This is a genomic window from Collinsella sp. AF25-2LB (genome assembly GCF_003458415.1).
Lineage (GTDB): Bacteria > Actinomycetota > Coriobacteriia > Coriobacteriales > Coriobacteriaceae > Collinsella.
This window is the reverse complement of record NZ_QRUF01000006.1, coordinates 94,993-110,080: the sequence shown is the minus strand read 5'-3', so window position 1 is coordinate 110,080 and position 15,088 is coordinate 94,993. Positions and strand designations below refer to the sequence as shown.

The 15,088-nt window shown below is 59.9% G+C and carries 12 protein-coding genes; all 12 read left to right on the top strand.

Translation table 11 applies throughout. The annotated features are described in order from the left end of the window. The first annotated feature begins 145 nt into the window (after positions 1-145). The 12 genes from argF to mraY all read left to right on the top strand — a co-directional run bounded on the left by argF (position 146) and on the right by mraY (position 15,083). Entirely contained in the window at positions 146-1,141 is a 996-nt protein-coding gene (gene argF / locus DWY51_RS04495) for an ornithine carbamoyltransferase (RefSeq protein WP_099431521.1), read from the top strand. Positions 1,142-1,279: 138 nt separating this feature from the next. After that, positions 1,280-2,767 carry a YfcC family protein gene (locus tag DWY51_RS04490; protein WP_369831649.1) on the top strand — a complete coding sequence of 496 codons (1,488 nt, stop codon included), beginning with the start codon at positions 1,280-1,282 and terminating at the stop codon, positions 2,765-2,767. 554 nt (positions 2,768-3,321) lie between these two features. After that, a complete protein-coding gene (locus DWY51_RS04485) occupies positions 3,322-4,803 on the top strand; it encodes a DUF1846 domain-containing protein (protein WP_006234276.1) in 1,482 nt (493 codons plus the stop codon). A gap of 256 nt (positions 4,804-5,059) precedes the next feature. Then, positions 5,060-5,398, top strand: a complete 339-nt coding sequence (locus tag DWY51_RS04480; RefSeq protein WP_040358312.1) for a hypothetical protein — start codon at positions 5,060-5,062, stop codon at positions 5,396-5,398. Positions 5,399-5,576: 178 nt separating this feature from the next. Continuing rightward, complete coding sequence (locus DWY51_RS04475; protein ID WP_117770006.1) at positions 5,577-7,238, top strand: CTP synthase; 1,662 nt, start codon at positions 5,577-5,579, stop codon at positions 7,236-7,238. A 2-nt stretch (positions 7,239-7,240) separates the two neighbouring features. Then, complete coding sequence (gene xerD / locus DWY51_RS04470; RefSeq protein ID WP_171025140.1) at positions 7,241-8,182, top strand: site-specific tyrosine recombinase XerD; 942 nt, start codon at positions 7,241-7,243, stop codon at positions 8,180-8,182. 462 nt (positions 8,183-8,644) lie between these two features. Next, positions 8,645-9,079 (top strand): division/cell wall cluster transcriptional repressor MraZ, encoded by a 435-nt coding sequence (locus DWY51_RS04465; protein ID WP_006234269.1) that lies wholly within the window; start codon positions 8,645-8,647, stop codon positions 9,077-9,079. Between the two features lie 20 nt (positions 9,080-9,099). Further along, on the top strand, positions 9,100-10,065 hold the full coding sequence (gene rsmH, locus DWY51_RS04460; protein WP_006234266.1) for a 16S rRNA (cytosine(1402)-N(4))-methyltransferase RsmH: 966 nt from the start codon (positions 9,100-9,102) through the stop codon (positions 10,063-10,065). Positions 10,066-10,155: 90 nt separating this feature from the next. Then, positions 10,156-10,626: a hypothetical protein gene (locus DWY51_RS04455; protein ID WP_022094483.1), complete on the top strand. Its 471-nt coding sequence runs from the start codon at positions 10,156-10,158 to the stop codon at positions 10,624-10,626. A 260-nt stretch (positions 10,627-10,886) separates the two neighbouring features. Further along, positions 10,887-12,509, top strand: a complete 1,623-nt coding sequence (locus DWY51_RS04450; protein WP_055309809.1) for a penicillin-binding protein 2 — start codon at positions 10,887-10,889, stop codon at positions 12,507-12,509. Between the two features lie 126 nt (positions 12,510-12,635). Beyond that, positions 12,636-14,060, top strand: a complete 1,425-nt coding sequence (gene murF, locus DWY51_RS04445) for a UDP-N-acetylmuramoyl-tripeptide--D-alanyl-D-alanine ligase (protein ID WP_117770004.1) — start codon at positions 12,636-12,638, stop codon at positions 14,058-14,060. A gap of 3 nt (positions 14,061-14,063) precedes the next feature. Continuing rightward, positions 14,064-15,083, top strand: coding sequence for a phospho-N-acetylmuramoyl-pentapeptide-transferase (mraY, locus tag DWY51_RS04440; RefSeq protein ID WP_117746963.1), 1,020 nt, complete (start codon positions 14,064-14,066; stop codon positions 15,081-15,083). The last annotated feature ends 5 nt before the right edge of the window (positions 15,084-15,088 follow it).

The following is a 15,088-nucleotide window of genomic DNA, read 5'->3' as shown; positions in this document are numbered from 1 at the left end:
GCGCTGCATGAGCATGCCCTTCTGGCGCGAGGACCTCTAAGTCTTTCCGTTTCCGGTGCGGTCCCCCTACAACCGCACCGGCTTCGCCCGTTAAACGGGCAACACTAATACTTACGTAATTCATTTCTTCGAAAGGAATCGAACCATGGGTGTTAACCTCTCCGGCCGTAGCTTCCTCAAGCTTCTCGACCTCTCCACCGAGGAGATCGAGTACCTGCTCAAGCTCTCCAAGAACTTCAAGGACATGAAGCGCGCTGGCGTTCCGCACCGCTATCTCGAGGGCAAGAACATCGTTCTGCTCTTCCAGAAGACCTCCACTCGTACCCGCTGCGCCTTTGAGGTCGGCGGCATGGATCTGGGCATGGGCGTCACCTACCTCGATCCGGGTTCGTCGCAGATGGGCAAGAAGGAGTCCATCGAGGACACCGCCCGCGTTCTCGGCCGCATGTATGACGGCATCGAGTTCCGTGGCTTTGCCCAGGACGATGTCGAGGAGCTCGCTGCTAAGTCCGGCGTGCCCGTGTGGAACGGCCTGACCACTGAGTGGCATCCCACCCAGATGCTCGCCGACATCCTGACCGTCCAGGAGAACTTCAACTACGACATCAAGGGCAAGACTCTCGTTTTCATGGGCGACTGCAAGAACAACGTTGCTCGCTCCCTCATGGTCGTCTGCTCCAAGCTCGGCATGAATTTCGTGGCCTGCGGCCCCGAGGAGTGCATGCCCGCCGACGACGTCATCGAGGCCTGCAAGCCCATCGCCGAGGCCAACGGCTGCACCATCAAGCTGACCACCGACGTCAAGGACGGCGTCACCGGTGCCGACGTTATCTACACCGACGTGTGGGTCTCCATGGGCGAGCCCGACGAGGTCTGGGCCGAGCGCATCGCTCAGCTCACCCCGTATCGTGTTACTTCCGAGGTCATGGCTATGGCCAACCCGGGTGCCATCTTCCTGCACTGCCTGCCCAGCTTCCACGACACCAACACTACGATTGGCGCCGAGAAGTGCGAGCAGTTCGGCATCACCGAGCAGGAGGTCACCGACGAGGTCTTCGAGAGCCCCGCTTCCAAGGTCTTCGACGAGGCCGAGAACCGCATGCACACCATCAAGGCTGTCATGTACGCCACGCTCAAGTAAGAGCATCTAGCATCTCGCTCGGGGTGTATTGCTGCTCACCCCGAGCAGTTTTGTCTGGTAAATATCTTGCGTCGGGCGGTGGGCACGGCACGGAAAATCCGCTTCGCGCGAGAAAGTTAAATGATTTATGAAGGGGGGATGAGAACCATGACTGAGACCGCTAAGAAAAAGCGCGGTATGCCTTCATCGTTCACCATTCTTCTAGCTCTGCTGGCAATTGTTGCAGTTGTTACCGTTATCGTCTCCGGCACGTCCGGCGGCGCGGTTACTGCCGCCCGTCTGAGCGATTTCTGCACCGCCCCGATTAAGGGCTTCGCTGACGCTCTGCCCGTCTGCCTCTTCGTTATGATCCTGGGCGGCTTCCTCGGTATGATGACCGAGACCGGCGCTCTGGACAACGGCATCGCCGTCCTGGTGCAGAAGCTTAAGGGCAACGAGATCATGCTCATTCCCGTGCTGATGCTCATCTTCTCCCTCGGTGGTACCACCTATGGTATGTGCGAGGAGACCGTTCCCTTCTACGCCCTGCTCGCCGCTACCATGATGGCTGCCGGCTTCGACCCGATGGTCGGCGCCGCTACCGTCCTGCTCGGCGCTGGCTGCGGCTGCCTGGGCTCCACGGTTAACCCGTTCGCCGTCGGCGCTGCCGTTGACGCTCTGACCGGCGTTGACATTGCCGTGAATCAGTCCATCATCATCGGCCTCGGTGCCGTCCTGTGGATTGTCACTACCGCTATGTCCATCGTCTTCGTGATGAACTATGCCAAGAAGGTCAAGGCTGACAAGGGTTCCACCATCCTGTCGATGCAGGAGCTCAAGGATGCCGAAGAGGCTCACGGCAAGGCTGCTTCCGAGGTCCACAAGGAGGTCAAGCTCACCGGTCGTCAGAAGGGTGTTCTGATCGCCTTCGCCTTCACCTTCGTCGTCATGATCGTCGGCTTCATTCCGCTGGCCGACCTCAACGAGGGCGTCGCCAACTTCTTCGACGCTGGCGCTGTCTACGACGCCGACGGTAACGCCGTCGTCCAGGGCTGGTCTGCCCTGATCACTGGCCTGCCCATTGGCCAGTGGTACTTCGACGAGGCTTCCACCTGGTTCTTCCTCATGGCTATCCTGATCGGTATCATCGGTGGCCTGTCCGAGAAGCAGATCGTTAACACCTTTATCACCGGCGCTGCCGACATGATGTCCGTTGTTCTCGTCATCGCCCTCGCCCGTGGTATCTCCGTCCTCATGGCTAACACCGGCCTCGACGTCTTCGTCCTCGACGCTGCCGCCAATGCCCTGGCTGGCCTGTCCGGCGTGATCTTCGCTCCCATGAGCTTCCTGGTTTACTTCGGCCTGTCCTTCCTGATCCCCTCGACCTCCGGTATGGCCACCGTCTCCATGCCCATCATGGGACCGCTGGCTGTTAAGCTCGGCTTCTCGCCCGAGGTCATGGTCATGATCTTCTCCGCCGCCATCGGTGTCGTGAACCTGTTCACCCCGACCTCCGGCGCCATCATGGGCGGTCTCGCCCTGGCCAAGATCGAGTGGACGACCTGGCTCAAGTTTGCCCTTAAGCTCATCGTCGCGCTCTCCGTCGTCTGCGCCGTCATCCTGACCGTCGCCTGCGTGTTGATCTAAGTACCCAACGGGTACCCCACGGAAACCTTGACGATCCTGTAAAGGATCACCTGGTCATCGTCTGTCCGGTGGGGTCAACCCACCGGTAGACTCCTACCTTTAGCCCCCTTCCGTTCCGTGCGCGGGAGGGGGCGCTCTTGTGTTCCGGCGTTTTACCAAACGCCGGAACCACTCGACGCTGCAAGCCCGCCAGAGCGGCAATCTGACGTTCAATCGTCGGGCATGGCCAAAAGGCCTATGCCCTCCTCTTTCACGTCACCTTGCTCGCTCTGGCGGGCTTTCGCTGACTTTTGCTCCACCTGCGGCGCTGCCATTGTTGGTGCAGAGGGCGCTTTGCCTACTCTGGTGCCCGTTCGCTGGCTTTGGCTCTGCCTGTGACGTTTTCATTGTTGGTGCTGAGTGCCTTGTTTCCCGTCCCAAATGATCTACCCCGGGTCCCCGGTGGTTGCGGTGGGCGTGTTTGGTTGGTGCCTGTTGATGGTCTGGGTATCGGGGAGGGCGGGCTCCGTTATAATCGCCTAGAACATTAAATGGAAACGGGACGGGAGCCATATATGCGCCAGGGTTTCGACAACGCGAAGTATATCGAGCTGCAGGCTGCTCACATTAAGGAGCGCATCTCGCAGTTTGGTGGCAAGCTCTATTTGGAGTTTGGCGGTAAGCTGTTCGATGACTATCATGCGAGCCGCGTGCTACCGGGTTTTGAACCGGACAGCAAGTTCCGCATGCTCAAGAGCATCGCCGACGATGTCGAGGTTATCATCGCAATCAACGCGAACCACATCGAGAAAAACAAGGCTCGTGGTGACCTCGGTATTACCTATGACGAGGATGTGCTGCGCCTGGTTGACCTGTTCCGCGGCAACGGCTTTGCCGTCGCGGCTGTGGTCATCACCCAGTACGCCGGCCAGCCTGCTGCCGATGTGTTCCGCAACCGCCTGAACGCGCTCGGTATTCCCGCCAAGCTGCACTATCCCATCGAGGGGTATCCGCACGATGTCGATCTGATCGTGTCCGACGATGGCTACGGCAAGAACGAGTTTGTCGAGACCACCCGACCGCTCGTCGTGGTCACTGCCCCCGGTCCTGGCTCGGGCAAGCTTGCCACCTGCCTGTCTCAGCTCTATCACGAGCACAAGCATGGCACGGCCGCCGGCTATGCTAAATTCGAGACCTTCCCGGTCTGGAATCTTCCTCTGACGCATCCGGTCAATATTGCCTACGAGGCCGCCACGGCTGACCTCGACGACGCCAATATCATCGATTCGTTCCACCTTGAGGCCTACAACAAGACCACGGTCAACTACAACCGCGACGTCGAGGCCTTCCCGGTAGTCCGTGCCCTGATGGAAAAGATCCTGGGCAAGAGCCCCTACCAGAGCCCTACGGACATGGGCGTCAATATGGTCGGCTTTGCCATCACCGATGACGATGCCTGCCGCGACGCTTCCAAGATGGAGATCGTCCGCCGCTACTTTACCGCGGTCGAAAATGTGCGCCGTACCGGCGTGGGCGATGAGCAAGTCGACCGTCTCAAGATTATTATGAAGAAAGCCGGCATCGATAAGAACTACTCACCGGCGCGCTCAGCGGCCCTCACCAGGGAGCAGCTGACGGGTGGTCCCGTGGGTGCCATGGTCATGCCCGATGGCTCCGTGGTGACCGGTAAGACCTCCACGCGCCTGGGCGCCGCAAGTTCGCTCATTATGAACGCCCTCAAGCATGTCTCGGGCGTCGACCTTGAGCTCGAGGTCATTAGCGATGAGGCGATCGAGCCCATCAGCAAGCTCAAGACGCATTTCCTGGGCAGCAAAAACCCGCGCCTCCACACCGACGAGACGCTTATGGCGCTGTCGATCACCTCGGCCACGAGTGAGACGGCCGCTCGCGTCCTTTCGGGCCTGGAGCAGCTGCGCGGTTGCGATGCCTTCTTTAGCGTGATTATCTCGCCGACGGACGAGACGGTACTGCGCAAACTGGGTATCAACGTGTGCTGCGAGCCCAAGTTTGAGCGCCGCGGTTTCTTCCATCGCTAAGTTTGAAGCACCGCGGTAATTGCATTGCATTTTGGCCGTATCGGGTTAGCGCCCGGTACGGCTTTTTGATCAATAAAGCGCCTATTTCGGCGAAAAATAGCTGTTTACCTGCCTAGAAACAATTTGAGCGGTATACAATAACCGTAACTGTTTCATCCTTAGCGGGATGCCGCATGATGGATATTACCTGCCATCGTGAGGTGTGTCGGTCGCGCACGGCGCGTTAGATGCTCGTGCTCGGTTTGAGGAGGCTGCTATGGCGGGCAAGGGTCGTGCGAGTGTCAACGATATGAAGCGTGTCGAGGTGCTGGTGTTGATGGAGATCGACCAGCAAACTGAAGACAATGGCGGGCCGTATGGTTTCTCGCGCAAAACGCTTGCCGAGCGCGTGGGGGTTTCGCCGTATCGTGCCCGCGCCGCAATCGATCGCTTGGATTCCGAAGGCATGATTGATGTCGTCTCGCGTTATAGCGACGACGGCGGTCAGCTTGCAAATGGCATTTGCCTCACCGAACGTGGCGAGTGGTATCTTGAGGGCGTCCGTACCGGCATGCTCGTTCAAGAAATGCTTGAGGACGAGGTTGCTGATCGATAGCAGCATGTAACCCTTGCCATAGCGACGCCGCCTGGGAAACCGGGCGGCGTTTTGTTTCAAGATTGAGAAATGCAATCTCACGCGAGAAAAATTGCGAACGGTCCGCGGCGCGAGTATTACAATGAAGACCCGTAAGATGTGGATAAACAACTTCTACGGGAAGCGCAGGTAACTCAATATGACCAAGCATGTGTTCGTAACCGGTGGCGTGGTTTCGTCTCTGGGCAAGGGTATCACCGCGGCCTCGCTGGGCCGTCTGCTCAAGTCGCGTGGCTACAAAGTAACGATGCAGAAGGCCGACCCGTATCTGAACGTCGACCCCGGTACCATGAGCCCGTTCCAGCATGGTGAGGTCTTCGTTACCGAGGATGGTTACGAGTCCGACCTGGACCTGGGTCATTACGAGCGCTTTATTGATGAGAACCTGACCCGCGATTCCAACTTTACGACCGGCGCCATCTACAAAAGCCTGATCGCCCGTGAGCGTCGCGGCGACTTTTTGGGCGGTACCGTGCAGGTGATTCCCCACGTCACCAACGCCATTAAGGACAAGTTCCGCCGCATCGAGGAGCAGACCGGCTCCGATGTAGTCATCACCGAGCTGGGCGGCACGATCGGCGACATCGAGTCGCAGCCGTTTGTCGAGGCCATCCGCCAGTACCGCAAGGAGGCCGGCCCCGAGAACGTCTGCTACATTCACGTGTCGCTCGTTCCCTATATCGCCGCCGCCCACGAGGTCAAGACCAAGCCCACGCAGCATTCCGTCAAGGAGCTCCGCAGCTTTGGCATCCAGCCCGATATCATCGTGCTGCGCTCCGACCACCATATCGATGACGCTATCCGCGGAAAGATCGCAAGCTTCTGCGACGTCGACACCGATTGCGTCTTTACCAACGAGGACTGCGCGAGCATTTACGATGTTCCGCAGCTGCTTGCCGAGCAGGACTTTGACCTGCGCATTTGCGAGCGCCTGGGTCTGGATCCGCGTGAGCGCGACATGAGCGAGTGGAACGAGTTCCTGCGCAAACAGAATCACGCCAACCATCACACCGACAAGGTGAAGATCGCCGTCGTGGGTAAGTACACGCAGCTGCCCGATGCGTACCTGTCGGTTATCGAGGCCCTGCACCATGCGGGCGTCTTCTACGATCGCCATGTGGACGTCCAGCTGGTCGACGGCGAGAGTCTCGACGAGCAGAATGTCTCCGAGGTTCTGGGCGACGCCTCGGGCATCCTGGTCCCCGGCGGCTTTGGCAAGCGCGCCCTGGAGGGCAAAATCCTCGCGGCCGAGTTTGCCCGTGAGCACAAGATTCCGTATCTGGGCATTTGCCTGGGTATGCAGGTCGCCGTGTGCGAGTTTGCCCGCAATGTCGTTGGCCTTGCCGGTGCCAGCTCCTCCGAGTTCGATCCGGATGGGCCGTATAGTGTCATCGATCTGATGAGCTCGCAGGAGGACGTGACCGAGAAGGGCGGCACCATGCGCCTGGGCGCCTATCCGTGCAAGCTCGCCGCCGATACCCTTGCTCGCGAGGCATATGGCGAGGAGCTCGTCTACGAGCGTCACCGTCATCGCTTTGAGTTCAACAACGCCTTCCGTGACCAGCTCGAGGACGCCGGCTTGGTTATCTCGGGTCTGTCGCCCGACGAGCGCCTGGTCGAGATGGTCGAGCTGCCGCGCGACGTGCATCCGTGGTATGTGGCAACCCAGGCTCATCCCGAGTTCAAGAGCCGCCCGACCAACCCGCAGCCGCTGTTCCGCGAGTTCGTGCGCGCTTCGATCGGCCAGCACGAGGGTGTCGACCGTCTGCAGGTGACGCCCATGAACCTCGCTACGGACTAAGGGTGCCGGCGAATAAGGAACATACCGAAGCTACTCCCTCGTCGCTCGCCGTGGCGGCGGGGGAGTATCTCGATTACCTCGCGGTCGAGCGGGGTTTGGCGCGCAACACGATTGCGGCCTATCGTCGTGACCTGACGACGTACTGCGCCTATCTGGAGCGGGCGGGTATTGTGTCTTTTGAAGAGGTGACCCGTCAGGTCGTGGAGGGCTTTGTCGCCGACCGTCGCGATGGGGGCTATTCCGATGCCTCGGTGGAGCGTGCGCTTGCGGCCGTGAAGGGCCTACATGCCTTTTTGGTGCGCGATGGGGCTGTGGCCCAAAATCCAACGGCGGCGTTGCGCCTGCCTAAAAAGGCTGAGCGTTTGCCGGAGTATCTATCGGTGGAGGATGTCTCGGCGCTGCTCGATCAAGACTTCCCCGAGGGCGAGATGGGCTTGCGCGACCATGCCATCTTGGAAGTGCTCTACGGATGCGGTTTGCGTGTGAGCGAGTTGGTGGGGCTCGATGTGGGCGATATCCATATCGACGATGGCTTTGTGCTCGTTCGTGGTAAGGGCTCGAAGGAACGCCTGTCCCCGCTGGTAGGAAGCGCGGCGCGAGCTCTGACGCTTTATGTAACTGAGGGGCGTTCTCGCTTGGCGGCCCATGCCCGCGGAACCGAGACCTCGGCGGTCTTTTTAAATAAGAACGGCCGCCGTCTGTCGCGCCAGGGCATCCATGCCATCTGTGAGCGCTACGGGCGCCAGGTGGGACTGGTGGGGCTCCATCCCCATACCTTGCGCCACTCCTTTGCCACCCACATGCTCGCGGGCGGTGCCGACCTGCGTGTGCTGCAGGAGATTTTGGGCCATGCCGATATTTCGACCACGCAGGTCTACACGCATGTCGACCGAACGCAACTGACCGAGGTCTATCTGGCGGCGCATCCGCTAGCACATCGCTAGCACCTCGCTGACCTGCATATTTATAAATATTAAATGGGACGGGCCCCAGATTGCCGATACGCACTTTTGCGCGCATGGGCAATCTGGGGCCCGTCCCATTTTTTGCCAGACACCGACGCGGTGGTGGGCCGTGTGTACCGTGGGCGGGGGAGTTTGGGGGCGATGTGAACGGCGTGTAAAGGGACGTAAAAATCGCCTCAAGGTCAACTTGAAGGTTGAGGTTCGCGGGCGTGGTTCTACAGGTGGCATCCCGCCGTTGCTGTAAACACAACATATTGTGTTTTCGAACATATGCTTGGGGGTGTTTTGCAATATATGGTGAGTGGAGTAGTGGGGCGGGGTGGGGGAAGGGGTGGGGAAAGGTGTTGAAAAATGGGGCGGTTCCCCATATTATTAATGACGTCGACAAGCGGGGTGGTTCCCCGCGTACGTGCCATCTGAGTAACCGAGGGGAGGGCGCACATGGGAATGACTGGTGCATACGAGCGCAATCTCGATGCAAAAGGTCGTCTGTCCCTGCCTGCACCCCTTCGCGAGGAGCTTGGAGAGCACGTTCGCGTGTTCAAAGCCCTGGATGTCGATGCTCTGTACGTGTTCTCTGCCGAGGCCTTCGATAAGTGGGTCGAAGGACTCTTCGCGGGTCGTGAGGGCCACGAGGGTTTTAACCCGCGTGACATTAATGACCAGAAGCTCATGAGGGCGATCAACAAGCGCACCACGTCGATGGACGTGGACAGCGCCGGTCGTATCGGTCTTTCCGAGTCTCTCCGCAAGCAGGCGAACCTCGACCGCGAGGTCACGGTTGTGGGCAACTACGACCACCTTGAGGTTTGGGATCGCGCCGCGGCCGATGAGGACGATGACGATGAGGCCCTGCTGGACCTCTTCTTCTCGTAAGGGCAAGGCACGGGTAACGGATGGAGCGTGGGATCTTGACACAAGAATATCGGCATGAACCTGTCATGCTCGGCGAAGTGCTTGAGTCGCTGCGGCTAAAGAGCGGCTCCGTTGTCTGCGATTGCACCCTTGGCGGTGCCGGCCATTCGGTAAAGATGGCCGCGCAGGTGGGGGAGACGGGCCTTTTGCTCGGCGTCGATCAGGACGACATGGCCCTCGAGGCCGCTGGCGCCCGTCTGGACCGCGAGGTTCCCGGCGTTCCGCACCAGCTGCTGAAGGGCAACTTCGGCGACTTGGACGAGCTACTTTGCTCGGCCGAGGTGCCCGGGGTCGATGGCTTCCTGTTCGATTTGGGCGTTTCGTCGCCGCAACTCGATATCCCTGGCAGGGGCTTTTCGTATAACGAGGACGCCCCATTGGACATGCGGATGGATCCGGGTAATAACACCTTAAACGCAGCTGAGGTCATCAACACCTATAACGAACACGACCTCGCCCGGATTCTACGCGTCTACGGCGAAGAGAAGTTCGCCTCGCAGATCGCGCGCGAGATCGTGCGCCGCCGCGAGCAAGAACCGATCGAAACCACCGGCCAATTTGTCGAGATCATCAAGGCGGGTATCCCGGCTGCCGCTCGTCGGCATGGCGGACACCCGGCCAAGAAAAGTTTCCAGGCCATTCGCATCGAGGTCAATCACGAGCTCGATGTGCTCGAACGAGGGCTTGATGCCGCCACCAGGTGGCTCAACCCGGGCGGACGTATCTGCGTCATCTCGTATCACTCGCTCGAGGACCGTATCGTAAAGAACCACTTTAAGGAGATGAGCCAGGGGTGCACGTGTCCGCCGGAGATTCCGGTGTGCGTGTGCGGCAACGTGCCGATACTCAAGGTCATCACCCGCAAACCCTTGGTTGCCCAGCCTGATGAGGTTGAGCGCAACCCTCGGGCGAGATCAGCCAAAATCCGCGTGGCGCAGCGTCTGTAGGCGCGACCGTGCGATATTGGACCTCCCGCTCGCACCATAAACGAAGCTTAAACACACTACCAACGTACTCGGGATGGGAGGCGGCATATCATGGGCTACAACACTTCAAGCGCAGCACTCGCCTATGATATGAACGCCATGCCCGCCTATCGTGAGACGCCGCAGGCCCCCGTTGCTCCCCGTGAGCAGCGCACGCCGCGCTTTGATGTCTACACGGGCGCGGGCCGTCAGGCAAACCAGGCGGTAAGCCCGGTTTTCATGAGCGTTCTTAAAACGTTTTGCATCATTGCGGCTATCTTCATGACGATCGGCGTCGCCCGCGTGGCGCTCGCCGGCGTTACGGCCCAGGTGCTCAACAGCAACGCCGAGCTTACCAACACGCTCGAAAAAGCGACCGATGAGAGCTCCGACCTGGAGGTCATGCATTCGGTCTATGGTGCCGACACGCGCATTCGCGACCTTGCGGGCGCTTATGGCATGGTGGAGCCCAGCGAGAGCGTTACACTTGACTTTTCGCAGGATGCAGCCGCGGGCGCCAACGCGACCGCGACCGCTCAGTAGCAAGACGGTAGCTGAGTATGACAAATGACTATCGCCGCGGTTCCGATGGGGGCCGCGGTTCTGGACGTCCCTCGTCGCGGGGACGTTCTGGTTATCAAGGAACGGGTCGGCAATCTTACAACGCCGGGCAGTCCCGTGGCAACGACCCGGCGTCGCGACTTCGCGGCTCGGGCGGCCCTCAAGTGCATAACACCAGGTCGCGCAAGAGTTCGTCGACCGAATGGCTCACAGGCGCGCCTCTGCCTCGCCGCAAAGCCGTCATGGGCTTCATCGGGCTTGGCTTGGGCTTGGGCGTCTTTCGCCTTGCCGACTATCAAATTGTCGAAGCCGATAAACTGCGCGAGCGTGCCGATGCGCGCCGCCTGCTTGCGCAGACCCTCTATGCCAAACGCGGCACCATCTACGACCGCAACGGCAACGTGTTGGCGTCGTCGGTCGAATGTCGCAACATCGCCGTGAACCCGCAGCTTGTCGAGGATGTTGACAAGACGGTGTCGGCGCTGGTCAAGGCAACTGGAATCGATAAAAAGACCTGCCGCAAGCTCGTTGAGTCCGATGGAACCTGGGTGTATATCAAGCGCCAGGTGGACGAAGACGATGTTGCGGCGCTGGAGAAGAAGAACCTGCCCGGCGTGCTTTTTGAGCAGGCCATGAAGCGCGTATATCCATACGGCAATCTGGCATCGCAGGTGCTGGGTGTAGTGAATGTAGACAACGACGGCTTGACGGGTCTCGAAAAGCAATACAACAAGCTTCTGACCGGCACGAACGGTTCTCTCGTACGCGAGCGCGCGAGGGACGGCAGCTATATCGCGGGCGGTGCCTATAAAAAGGTGGCTGCGGTCGACGGCGTTGATATCGTGACGACGCTCGACGTCAATATCCAGCGTGCGGCCGAGGATGCCCTGGCAGAGGCAGTTGAGAAGACTAAGGCCAAGAACGGCTCGGCGCTGGTCACCGATCCTACGACAGGCGAGATTTTGGCAGCCTGCTCGTACCCGACCTACGACCAGACCGATCTGGAGAATGCCAAGACCGAGGATATGAATCTGCGCCTGGTCACCGACGCCTACGAGCCCGGCTCGGTCTTTAAGACGCTCGTGGCGGGCGCCGGCTTCGACTTGGGCGTCGTGCGATCGAGTACGTCGTTTGAGGTGCCGGCGAGCATCAAGGTGGGCGACGATACCGTCACCGATGCCGACAAGCGCGACTATGCCATGACCATGGATGTGCGCGAGATGATGCGCCGTTCGTCCAACGTGGGCTTTGTCCTGGTGGGGCGCAAGATCGGTGCCGACGACTTTGCCGCCTATGTGGACAAGTGGGGCATCGGTCACAGCTCGGGTGTCGATTTTCCGGGAGAGAGTCTGGGTATCGTCAAGGAGCGTGATCAGTATGACGGCGCCACGCTGGGCTCGATGAGCTTTGGACAGGCACTGTCCGTCTCGCCGATTGAGATCGCACGTGCCGTGGGCGGCATCGCCAACGGCGGCGTGATGATGACACCGCACTTCTATAAGTCCAGCAAAGGCGACGAGAAGGACTGGGGTGAAGGCGAGCGCGCGATTTCGGAGGACGCCGCATCCCAGGTGACATCGTGCATGCAGACGGTCGTGTCCGAGGGAACGGGCGTTGGCGGCGCGGTTGACGGCTATGACGTGGCGGGTAAGACCGGTACGGCCGAACGTGCCGACGAGAACGGCGGCTACCTCAAGGAGAACTACATGTCGTCCTTTATGGGCTTTGCACCGGCACAATCGCCCAAGGTGCTGTGCTATATCACGCTCGACGGAACGCCGAGCGGCTCAGATGCCGCTGCGGTGCCGTTCCAGTCCATTATGGCCAACGCGCTCGACGTGCTGGGTATCCCGCACACGAAGTAGGGGGTTACAATCTTTGGGGCGTTGTTTGTTGTCCCATATGAGGGTGTTCACATGCCCTGCACCACGCATGTGCGGCGCTGGGATACAATACGCCGATAGCATTATTAGGTTTACAGGGGAGCTGCAATGATAGAGATCGCCGTCAACAACCTCGCGGCCGCAACAGGGGCCCGAACCGTGACGGGAGAAGCCGATCGGGTATGCCGCGGGTGCGTTATCGACTCGCGCCAGGTCGAGGAAGGGACGATTTTCGTCGCCTTTCCCGGTGAAAACGTCGACGGCAATGATTTTGCTTCCCGTGCCGTCCAGTCGGGTGCCGGCGCCGTCGTGATGACGCGTGAGCCCGAGGCTGAGCTGGTCTCGCTGGCGCAGGACAAGGGGTGCGCCATCCTGCTGACCGATGATCCCGAGGAGTTTCTGCTGCGTTTGGCGCACACGTATCGCCTGGAGCTTGGCTGCCTGGTCGTTGGCATTACCGGTTCCATCGGCAAGACGACGACCAAGGACGTGCTCGCCGCCGTGCTCGCCAAGCGCTATCGTGTCTGGGCCACCAAGGGCAATTTCAATAACCTGATCGGCATGCCGCTCACGGTGCTTTCCGCTCCGGCCGATACCGAGGTCCTGGTGCTCGAGATGGGCATGAACCATTTCCACGAGATTGAGCGCCTTTCCCAGTCCGCCAATCCCAACCTTGCCATCGTAAGCAAGATTGGTACCTCTCACATCGGCATTTTGGGCAGCCGCGAGAACATCGCCCGCGCTAAGGCCGAGATTGTCCAGGGTATGTGCGCCGCCGGCGACTTCTTGCCGCTGCTGGTTTTGGGCGGCGAGGACGACTTTACTCCGTTCATTCGCGATACGTTCGCCCAGCCTGCTGGTATCGATGTGATGCTGGCCGGCGTCTCGGACGATGATGAGGTCCGTGCCCGCGACATTCGTGTTGATGACGAGGGACGTCCGGTCTTTACGCTCGATTTTGGCCAGGGTGAGACGATCGATACCATGCTTGCCATCCCCGGCGTGCAGTCCGTTCCTAATGCCGTTAAGGCCGCCGCGGTTTCCTATCGCCTGGGCGTGACGCCCGAGCAGATCGATGCTGCCTTTAGGGGCCTCACGATCACCGGTCACCGCCAGGAGATCAAGCGCGCCAAGAGCGGTGCCCGCGTCATCGACGATTCCTATAACGCCAGTGCCGAATCCATGGCTGCTGGCCTCGATCTACTGTGCTCGCTTTCGTGCACGGGGTCTCGCATGGCGATCCTGGGCGAGATGGGCGAGATGGGCGATGAGGCTCCTCGCATGCATGAGCTCGTGGGCGCCTATGCGGCCGCCAAGAAGCTCGACATGCTGGCGTGCGTGGGTGGTGAGCTGGCCCAGCTTATGGCCGATGCCGCGCGCATGATGGGCATGGACGAGGACCGCATCCAGGTGTTCTCCGATTATCAGCAGGTGCTCGACCGCATGGGCGGCGCGCTTGAAAAACATGATGTTGTACTGGTCAAGGGTTCCCGCTTTGTTGAGCTCGACCGCTTTGTGGAAGGTGTGTGCTAGCCCATGTTCGGCAATCCCTCGTATCCAACGTATCAGGCTTTTTTGGGGCTTGGCATCGCCGCTGCCATTGCGCTGCTGCTCATGCCGTGGTGGATCAAGCTGCTGAAGGTCGAGGGTATCGGCCAACAGGTCCGAGCCGACGGCCCCAAGCGTCATTTGATTAAACAGGGTACGCCGACCATGGGCGGCGTCATCATCCTTGTTGCGATTTCGCTGACCTGCCTGCTGATGGGCAAGCTCACCACCGAGCTCGTGCTCGTGCTGCTCGCCACGCTGGCGACCGGCGTGCTGGGCCTGATCGACGACCTGACCTCCGTTACGCATGGGCGCTCGCTCGGTCTGACGCCTCATGCCAAGATGATCGGCCTAACCATTATCTGTGTCACCTTTACGGTACTTGCCGTCAACTGGTGCGGCGTCGCCCCCGAGATTCGTTTTCCCGGCGGCCTGACGATTGACCTTGGCGTGCTTTCGACCACCATCTGCGGCCTTTCGTTCCCGTGGCTCTACATTGTCTTTTGCTGGCTGATGATCGCCGGTCTTTCTAATGCCGTGAACCTGACCGATGGCCTTGACGGTCTTGCCGGCGGCACCTCCATGATTGCCATGCTCGCCATGGCTGCCATGGCGTTTTTGCACGGAGACGTGAACCTGTCCATCTTCTGCACCGCGTGTGCCGGTGCCTGCTTGGGCTTTCTGTGGTTCAACTGCTATCCGGCGAGCATCTTTATGGGCGATACCGGCTCGCTTGCCCTGGGCGCCGCGTTTGCCTGCACGTCCATCATGACCAACACCGAGGTCGTCTCCCTCATCATCGGCGGCCTGTTTATCGTTGAGACCCTGTCGGTCATGATTCAGGTTGTCTACTTCCACTTTACGCACAAGCGCGTCTTCCTTATGGCGCCCATCCATCATCATTTCGAAAAGAAGGGCTGGGCCGAGACCAAGGTCGTCATCCGTTTTTGGATTATCGCTGCGGCCTTTGGTGCCGTTGGCCTTGCTTTGTTCTTCCAGTTGGGATAGTGGTC